We start from the raw sequence: 9282 nt of genomic DNA on the forward strand, positions 1-9282 counted from the left end.
TCACCTCAAGAGGGCGCGGGTTGAGCAACCGGCGGAGGCGCGGAGCCTTCCATCAGCACAGCGTCGGAGCCGGTTGCGGTGATGACCTCAGCATAGGCTGTCGGGGTCTGGTAGCCGAGTGAGGAATGGGCCTTGCGGTTTTGAAGTCCTGCCGCCATTCGGCAATGGCGCTACGGGCGTGGTCCAGGCCGAAGAACAGGCTCTCGTTCAGGAGCTCGTCGCGCATGCGACCGTTGAAGGATTCCACATACCCGTTCTGCATAGGCTTGCCTGGCGCGATGCAGTGCCGTTCGATCGCGTGATGCTTCGACCAGGCGAGGACGGCGTTCGAGGTGAACTCGGTGCCATGGTCGGAGACGATCATGCGCGGGTTGCCGCGGTGAGCGATCAGTTCCGTCAGTTCACGGGCAACCCGACGGCCGGAGATCTAGGTGTCCGGGATCGCGGCCAAAATTGTGTCGGCATACACAATTGAGTCGCGGCATCAGCGATGCAAGTCCGCGACCGGTGACTTAGCGAAACTGGAAGCTACTCCCTCATTGTGTTATATTAGTGTATCTGCAAATATGAGGGCTCGATCACATGCCCGTAATTTGAGAACTCTTGGCTGAAAGGATGGTTCTATGCGCGGAAGTGCACTTGGCTTTGTTCTTTTCTCAGGCGTACTCATCGCTAGTTCAGCTTCCGCGGAGGATTGGACTGCGACATTTGACAGCGGACCATTGGCCCCAAAGCTAAGCGAATTTGCAGCTGGGTGGGGCGAGAATAATGGTGTGGATCGCAGCCGCTTCGGCATTCGCCTGGTAAGGGCGCCTCCCGACGGCGTCATCCTTGCCTCCGGCTGGGACTACCTGGCAAACAGGCAAACCAAGAACATCTGCATGAACTACGAGGAGCAGGAATCGAAATACCAAGACCAGGTGGCAAGCTACAGCGTGGTTTCCGACGACGAGACCGAGGATATCGCGGCCAATGCCAATTTTGGCGGAAGTTTCGGATTGGACTTTGTAAAGTTGGTCGGTGGGAATATTTCGGATAAATTTGGGGTCAAGTGGACCTCCCACCACAACAGCAAAGACGTTGAGATTGTGGCGACGGTGACTGTCCGCAACGGTCCCAAGTTCGCGGTGCCGCCAGGCGTAAAGGTTGCGGTCCCTGGTGCGCCGGACAAAAGTTTCCTGATCAACCCGGCAGGAAGTCCATCGCTCAAATTGGAAATCACAAAGGATGAAAAGGACAAGCGTCGAAAAGATCCGGAAGCCTTCCGAGCGGAGTGTGGTGATGGTTATGTCGGCGCAATTGTTAGTGGCGCTGATTTGGCCGTCCGATTGACTATTCACGACGCCGATCAGACCACTCGCGCGACGTTCGAACATCACGGTAAAGCCGACGTCAATCTCCTTAGCATCATCAAGGCCGGCGGTAGCGACGACTTGTCAGCGGCGATCGACAAAGCGCGCAAGGAGAATCGGCTCAGTGTGTCAACGGAGCAGTACGGCGGAAGCGGTGCCAAATCAGCCTCAGATATTCCAAGTACTCTCGAAATCTTCTCGGGCCTGGCCACACAGGCTCAAGACCACGGGAAACCGATTTACTTGGTCATTTACCCGTACGACGAAGTCGACAAATGCTATACGTGCGCAATGCCTGCTACGCTTACTTTGCGCGACCAAGCGATCCGATACTACGTCCGTCTGTCCGGTGTGCTGGAGCAAGCCAGGGACGTTTCCAAAGAATTTCACAGCAAGAGAGTTGCGCCGTACAAGGATACTTACGAGTTTTCGTACAGGCACGGGGTTCGCGAGGAAGACTTGGACAAGTTACAGTCGGACGTCAGGACCGAGATGACGCGGATTGGCCGATTGATCAATTTGCTGAATAGCGCCGAATGCCGCCAAATCAAACCGCCCAAAGCGTCTCCTGCCTGCCTTGAAAAGACCAAAGCAATAATCTCTGCTGGCGAAGACTTCGACGATCTGAAACAGTGGATCAGGCTACCGCTGCCCCGGAATGTTCTAAGCGACGCCGAATGGTCTGCCATCGAGGCGCTGGACGGCAACTTCGATTCTAGAGAAACCGCATACGAACATGCCCTGTTCCATCATTGGATCGAGAGAGTCGACCTTAATCGTTGCCAAGTGCTTTCGGAGTGCCATGACGCCGACTATCCAAAATACCAGAGGATGATTTTAGATAGTCTTTCAGCGTCGCCGTTATCGCCTAACGTTAGCATGGGCGAGGCAGCCAAGCGCGGCCCGAACATCGAGATGTCTTTGAGGGTTGGCGCGGGAAATAAGATTGTCCTCACTAGACAAGGACCGGCAGAATACCCTTATCGGCTGGATATATATAAGCGAGAGTTGCCCAGTGGTGCGTGGACTCTGGTTCGGGGCAAAGAAACCATGCAGCAACCTCCGATCGTTTTGGACGCGTCGCAAAGCGATATCGAGGTCGGGGCAGCAGCTTATGTGTACAGCGTAGGGGGCAATTTTCCAGTCCTGCCGTACCGTCGTCTGGAATCCAGCCTGTGGAGGGAGCAGAAGCTGCTTAGTGGGGTGGATGGATCGATGACCTTTCAAACACCCGGATCTCTACCGAATTTGCAGTTGAAGGTTCTGGCGGTCCCGCAGCGCGAGTTCTAGGAGGGCTATTTCATGATGCTTCGTGTCGGGCTTTTATTGTTGGTGTTGGAAATGGCGGCAGCTTCTCAAGCTGCCGCCGAAGACGTCACATTTCACAACTCACCTGGGACCGTGGTCGTCGTGTCCATGTTTGTCGGACCGATGGGAACGAGCCCCGATCACAGAGGCCAAGCCAATGTGCACATTTCGCGCCAGCAAGTCTGATGTGGAGAATGTGGGTGACGGGGACGCTTGGTACGCCTACTCGAATCAGGGTCTCAATGCACAGGACGACCCGCAGCTGTGCAACGCCGCAGGAGGGGAGACCGTCGAGTTGGATGCATCGCCGGATTCTTGCTACGTGAACACTGGCGAGGCGAGATCGGGCTACATCTGTTCGCAGATTCACGAAAACGGAGTCTGGGAGAACGCGTTGCGCGGGAGCAGTGATCGGACGGCCAAATCGGGCAGCCCTATGTCCATACCGTGGCCGCCAACCCGTGGCGTCGGTAAACTGGATAGCCAACTTCACGTTGCCTCTTTTAGGGAAGGGATTTCACATGCGGTCCGGGTGGAGGAAATTTAGGTTCTGCCCAGGGCCAGCTTCGAAGGCGAACCTAAAATGGAAAGGCCAGACGGCGACCAGGGGAATATCCGATGCCTCACTTTGGCACGAATCCGGCCCACGCTTTGCGGTTCGGCTCGAAGTCTGAATGTAATATCGGATGGAATGCAGTCGAGTGAAGTCGCCGCACGTCAGGGCGCGGTTGCAAAGTCGAAGGCACTTGCAAGTATAACGCGTGCGGTTTACAAACGGAGCAAAACGAGGCGCTCAGATAACATCCAAAAGGACTAGTGAGACAAATTAGGCATAAGAGACGGAGGAAAATATGCAGAGGCTCTGTACCAAATACACTCTTTTCATTCTCGGATCTTATATGTTGATTTCGTTGCCAGAGGCATCGGTTGCCGGTCAAACGATTGATTGTCACTACGAGAATTCGGGAAGTACAGCAAAAATAAGCGTTGGGATCAGCAATGATGACGATTACGCGGTAAGATGCAATTGGGCATGCATATACGATCTTCAGGACTCAAATTTTACTAAGCAAACAGTCTCTGGAGAGGATGACGTTGACCAAAAGTCTTCTAAGAACGTGCACTCGGACAACACTGCAGCAACTGTTTCGGGCGCATCTGGTACCCCGCGGTGCGCTCGCAAGTGAATGATCGTGCAGGAACACCTGGGTAGAGCCCGCGCCGCCAGTGCGGCGACGTTACTTCGCGGACGCTGGTGAAGCCCATATGGACGTTGTGCTCCTGAGCGCAAGCAATGGCGGCGGCAACCCAACTGAGCGGCCGTATATCGACTACGCGGGTGGTTAAGTGACGAAGAACTCAACCCTTGGATCGCTTCTACTACCGCTTTCGCTGAAGATGCTCATAAGCTAGGCACCGCAAAGACAGGTAAGTGGTCTCGTCTTTGATGGTACCTCAAGTTCGGTGCCGACTGCTGTTGAGACATCGGAACGAAGCAAATGATGGTCGTCCCCACTAACCCGCTCTAGGGTGGTTACCGCGTGTCAGACAACATCGCCAGTGGACAAGCAAAATATTATTTCGTTTTGAAGTCAATACTTTAGATTGCCACGATACTATGGAGTGGGCAGCATGCAAAGCGCAAAGCCGAACAATTGGCGATGCTCAATGCGGAGAAAGCGGCGGAAGGTGACGCGACGGGACTTCTCGTCAGGTTGCGGGCTGCCCGCGAGAAATATGAGCGCGACGTCGCCCGCCGCGATGAGAAGAGCAAATTCTGGAAAGGACTTGTCAGTCGTTGGAACAACGCACTTGAAGTCGCCAAGACTTTTCCGGTGATGGTGGGGGCTCCGTCCTCACCATTCTCCATGGCGGCGCCAGCCACGGTGCTTGGTTTAGCGGGAGTTTCGGGATCGCCGCTCGGTGATGCACGCGTGTCTGCGACAATGTCGGCCTTGCGCGTCGGCATGTCAGGTGCGCGCGTGATGGCATGGCAAACCTTCCTTAAGGGCCAAGGTTTCGATCCGGGCGTTATCGATGGAACCTTCGGCGAGCATACGCGCGATGCGACCATTGCTGTCCAGCAGAAGGCGAAGCTCGCCGCCGACGGCGTTGCCGGCCGCGAAACGCTGCTCAAAGCGGCTTCAATGCGCCTCGAACTGATCGAGGAACCCGCTGACGACGAGACCAGTTCTAATTTCCCACCGCAGCGGGGTTTCTCGCCGCTCGTCAGCAATACGCAGCGCGAGGCGGTCTTCGGCCACTATGATTTCGTGCCGGCGCCGCGGCCGGGAAACGCTGAGGCCATTCGAATCTTGGGCACTTGGGAAACGGACAATATCGTCAGCGTTCCGATTCCTCAACTTCGCGCCGCCCTCGGCGCCTCCGCCCCGAAAACAATACAGTTCCATCGTTTCGCTGCGAGGCAACTCCAGGACCTTTGGGCGGATTGGGAAAAGCCAAGCTCCTCGATCGAGTGCTGGTCTATGACGGCTCCTTCGTGCCGCGTTTCGTCAGGGGAAGCCGGACGACGCTCAGCAACCATGGCTTCGGAAGCGCTTTCGACATCAATGAACGCTTCAACAAGCTCGGACAGCGCCCGGCTCTACCTTCGCTCCCGGGGCCATCATCGACTTGAGGACGACGTTGTGATCGACATTGCTAGGCTTGCGGCTGGGCAAACGGCGTTGCGGATCGATAGGTCGCTTTCCGCGTGTCCGACCGAGGGAGGGGAAATCAGTGAAAAATAGCAGCTATCCTCGACCGCCGATGAGACATTTGCAGGTTTATGCCTTTGACCCTCAAGCATCGACGCGACTTGAAATGCCTCATTCAACGTTGCGACTATCTCATTGCCATGGGAGCAAGAAGAACTTGACGAACCCTTGGCGGCTGGGCCTGTCAATTCGTATCTACGGGTCATCGATATCGATCCGGTGAGTGGCGAATTCTATGACCCTGTCGATTTGAACGACCCATTTCTTCTGGCGCAAGACGGGCTACGACCCTCCGAAGGAGATCCACGATTCCATCAACAAATGGTTTTTGCAGTCGCCATGAAAACCATCCGCGCCTTCGAGCGAGCTCTTGGCCGCGTGATCCTGTGGTCCCCTTTGTGGAACCCGATAGCCGCATGCCCTGCGGGAGCCCAACGCTTACTACAGTCCCGAAAAGAAAGCCTTGCTTTTTGGCTATTTCAGAAGCTCCGCCCGAGACACCGGCGCCAATTGGGTGTTCACCGCGCTCTCCCACGACGTCGTGGCGCATGAAACCACACACGCAATTCTCGACGGACTGCACCGGCGCTACACCGAGGCAACAAGCGTCGACAGTCTCGCGTTTCACGAAGCGTTCGCCGATATCGTCGCGCTGCTTTCGCATTTTACGCTCAGCGAGGCGGTCTACAATGAGATTTCGGTCAATGGCGGCAGGTTAGATGAGCGCACGCTCATGAGCGGGCTTGCAAAACAATTTGGCGCTGCCATGGGGCATTCGGGAGCCCTGGCGAAGCCATCGATGACAAGATCAACGGCATGCCAGATTCCACATTGCTACAATCGTTGGTGGAGCCCCACGAGCGCGGAGCGGTGCTAGTCGCCGCAATCTTCGATGCATTCCTGACCATATACCGTCGAAGGACGACTGACCTACTGCGAATTGCGAATGTCAGTGTGGAAAAGGGTGTAGGTCACGACTTGCACCCGGACCTGGCAGCGCGGCTGACACGCGAGGCCGTGAAGAGCGCAGACCATGTCTTGCGAATGTGCATTCGGGCGCTGGACTATTTGCCACCAGTCGACATCCGTTTCGGGGAGTTCCTTCGCGCACTGATTACGGCAGACTTCGATTTGGTCCCTGCGGAGCGAGGCGACGGCCCTCGCCGAAACTAATCGTAAGAAATTTGCCTCTTGGTTTTACGACCCCGAGGATGCGAAATGGCAGCGGACCTGCGGCGTCAAATTCAATGAAAAATTGCGCGAGCGCGGCCGTCTGGCAACCGTCTCACGCTGGCCGGAAAGAAATTATGGAAGGAAAAGGGCGTATCCGGCTGTCGAAGTTCATTCGGTACGCGCTACGCGCCGAGCGGGTCCAGACGGCCAGGACATCCGCCAACTCATCTAGGCAAGCTCGACCGCGTCTCAAGCGTTTCGGGCGGATCGATGACTGCAGCCGCGTTGGCGCTCGCCTATCACGGTTTTGACTACGACGGCGAGGGTCGCGTGACCAATCTGAGGGACACATTCCTCAAGCCGATCCTCAAGCAGGCCGAAGATTCGATAGACGTCAGTGCCGGTGTTGCTGGGCTCAATCCTTTCTCGTCGGCGGCGGCAGAGGCTGACCTGCCACTGAACATTCATCCAGGATCAGGTCCGAGATGCTCTGATGCGCGATCGCGAGGCGGCACGCTACAACGCCGATCGGGCGTTCCGGCAATACGACGCCATCGATCCGCAGAACCGGCTGGTCGCGGCGGAACTGGAGTTGCGATGGAACCGGGCGCTTACGCCTTTCGGCGAGATCGAGAGCAGGATTGCCGCGCATGATGCCTCGACATCGGAGCCATCACTTCTGTCGCCAATACACGTCACCGCGCTCGCCGCCGATCTCAAGGCTGTGTGGGCGGCGCCGACGAATGCAAGGCTCAAGAAGCGCATCGTTCGCACCGTCATCCGGGAGGTGGTCGCCGATATCGATGACGAAGCGTCAGAGATCGTTCTTCTGATCCATTGGGTTGGCGGCGTCCATACTGAACTGCGCCTGCCGAAGCGGCGCCGTGGACAGCGCACAGCACGTCCGGCGATATCATCGCGGCCGTCCGCCAACTGGTGCTCATCGCCAATGATGATCTGATTGCTGGCATCCTCAACCGCAATGGACTGGTGACCGGCCACGGCAATCGATGGACACGCGAGCGGGTCACCGCCCACAGGTCGCATCATATAAGATCCCTGTCTTCCGGCCAGCGGCGGACGGCTAAGAGCCATAGCTTAACCTGAACAAGGCGGCGCGCCTTCTCGGCGTTGCACCGAAGACCCTCAGGCTCGCCGCCGAGGCGGGCGAGATCGAAGGCGTTCATCCTCTGCCGGATGGTCCATGGGTCTTCAGCCGATCAACGCTTGGCGAACCGGCGGCACAGCGCATCGTTCATCGCGCGCGGCAAACCCAAAAAGACCCCACGGGATCGCATCCAGATCAGCAAAACCTATTCACTTCAACGACATAGACAGATGGGTGTTATGAAACAGGATTTAAATCCTCGAACCATCCGGCGATCTTGCCGAGCGCTAGACCGCATCCGGCAAGGGATTGATGCGAACATAGTCGCGTTTGAAGGTTTTGACGAAGCTCTCCGATATGCCGTTCGACTCCGGGCTTTGAACGGGAGTGAAGCAGGCAATGAGATTGAGCGCAGCCGCGAAGTCGCGCGTCTCCTTGGCGGTATAGGCGCTGCCATTGTCTGTCAGCCATTCGAGCGGCGCCGGCGACTGGAGGGCGCCGAACCTGCTCTCGACGGCCTCCAGCATCATGTCGCGGACCATGCTGCCGCTGATGCCCGATCCGACGCCGGCATGCCATGCGATGATCTCGCGGTCATGGGCATCGATGATGAAGGCGATCCGGATCACGTCTCCGTTCCAGCAGCCGATCTCAAAGCCATCGGAACACCAGCGCAGGTTCGAGCGCATGACGATGACTTTGCCGTCGTGGGCGCGGCCGGTCCTGCGGCCGGTGTGCTTGGCGAGCAGCATGCTGTTCTTGCGCATGATCCGAAAGACGCGCTTGTGGTTGACGGTCGGCTCACCAGCCTTGGCGCGTTCCCTGTTCGCCTGGGCGGTAATGCGGCGATAGCCATAGGTCGGACGCTCGTCGACTAGGCGGCGAACCAGTTGCACCAAGATGTCGTCCCCGGGTTTGCGATATGGCCCGCGCGGCTTCGGTGCGAGATGCACCTTGTCATGGAGATGCGAACGGGCCACCCCGAGGGCCTCGGCAACGGCCTTCATCGGGAAGCGTCCTTCGGCTGCGACAAGAGCCGCAAGCTCGGTTTTTTGACTCCGAACGGGCCAGAGCCTCCTTCAGGATCTCGACCTCGATCCTCTTGCGGCCGAGCAGCCGCTCAAGGTCGCGAACGCGCTCTTCGAGCCGTCGCACTTCCGAACTCCCGACCACAGGCTCGTCCGATCCCACCGCAGCCGCTCCGCCTTCCGTCACCAACGATAAAGGAGATTCGGCGCGACGCCACGTCGCCGGGCGATAGACGACACCGTCTCGCCCGGGAGGAAACTCTCCTCGATGATCTGCAGCTTCTGCTCGGTCGTCCAGTGTCGGCGGCGTGCCTCACCGGTGATCAGTTCGATCCGTCGATAATCGTCAGCCATAAGCCTGTGCTTGAGGATAGCCTCAAGCCTCCGCGTTATGCCGACTGTCCGGTCGAAACGGGGGCCAGTTCACACGTCGCATCCAGGTCCCATCTCTGCAATCGCCAACGTCTCGTCGAGGCGTTGGAATGACTGCGGGCTCAAGTTGGAAAGATCGTAACGCATACTGCGGCACTGGGCCTCCTTCTGGTGGTGGTACTGCTACGACGCTTATGCGCCCCTGTTCCACGAGGGTGAAGTGC

At 57.4% G+C, this 9282-nt stretch carries 5 protein-coding genes and 2 pseudogenes; 5 read left to right on the forward strand and 2 right to left on the reverse strand.

From position 1 onward, the window contains the following. Window positions 1–5: 5 nt before the first annotated feature. Window positions 6–451: pseudogene (locus NKI17_RS30670) on the reverse strand (integrase core domain-containing protein); the annotation flags it as partial. A gap of 172 nt (window positions 452–623) precedes the next feature. Here NKI17_RS30670 and NKI17_RS30675 point away from each other — a divergent pair. From NKI17_RS30675 to NKI17_RS30695, 5 genes are all read left to right on the forward strand, one after another. Continuing rightward, window positions 624–2642 (forward strand): hypothetical protein, encoded by a 2019-nt coding sequence (locus NKI17_RS30675; RefSeq protein WP_352907251.1) that lies wholly within the window; start codon window positions 624–626, stop codon window positions 2640–2642. Between the two features lie 12 nt (window positions 2643–2654). Then, complete coding sequence (locus tag NKI17_RS30680; protein ID WP_352907252.1) at window positions 2655–2846, forward strand: hypothetical protein; 192 nt, start codon at window positions 2655–2657, stop codon at window positions 2844–2846. A 1475-nt stretch (window positions 2847–4321) separates the two neighbouring features. Beyond that, window positions 4322–5410 carry a peptidoglycan-binding domain-containing protein gene (locus NKI17_RS30685; protein WP_352907270.1) on the forward strand — a complete coding sequence of 363 codons (1089 nt, stop codon included), beginning with the start codon at window positions 4322–4324 and terminating at the stop codon, window positions 5408–5410. Window positions 5411–5891: 481 nt separating this feature from the next. Next, on the forward strand, window positions 5892–6254 hold the full coding sequence (locus NKI17_RS30690; protein ID WP_352907253.1) for a gluzincin family metallopeptidase: 363 nt from the start codon (window positions 5892–5894) through the stop codon (window positions 6252–6254). 789 nt (window positions 6255–7043) lie between these two features. Further along, window positions 7044–7511, forward strand: a complete 468-nt coding sequence (locus tag NKI17_RS30695) for a hypothetical protein (protein WP_352907254.1) — start codon at window positions 7044–7046, stop codon at window positions 7509–7511. Window positions 7512–7895: 384 nt separating this feature from the next. Here NKI17_RS30695 and NKI17_RS30700 read toward each other — a convergent pair. Next, a pseudogene (locus NKI17_RS30700) lies at window positions 7896–9040 on the reverse strand (IS3 family transposase). Window positions 9041–9282: the final 242 nt, after the last annotated feature.

The sequence above is a fragment of the Mesorhizobium sp. M0816 genome (assembly GCF_040320005.1).
In the GTDB taxonomy this organism is placed as follows: domain Bacteria; phylum Pseudomonadota; class Alphaproteobacteria; order Rhizobiales; family Rhizobiaceae; genus Mesorhizobium.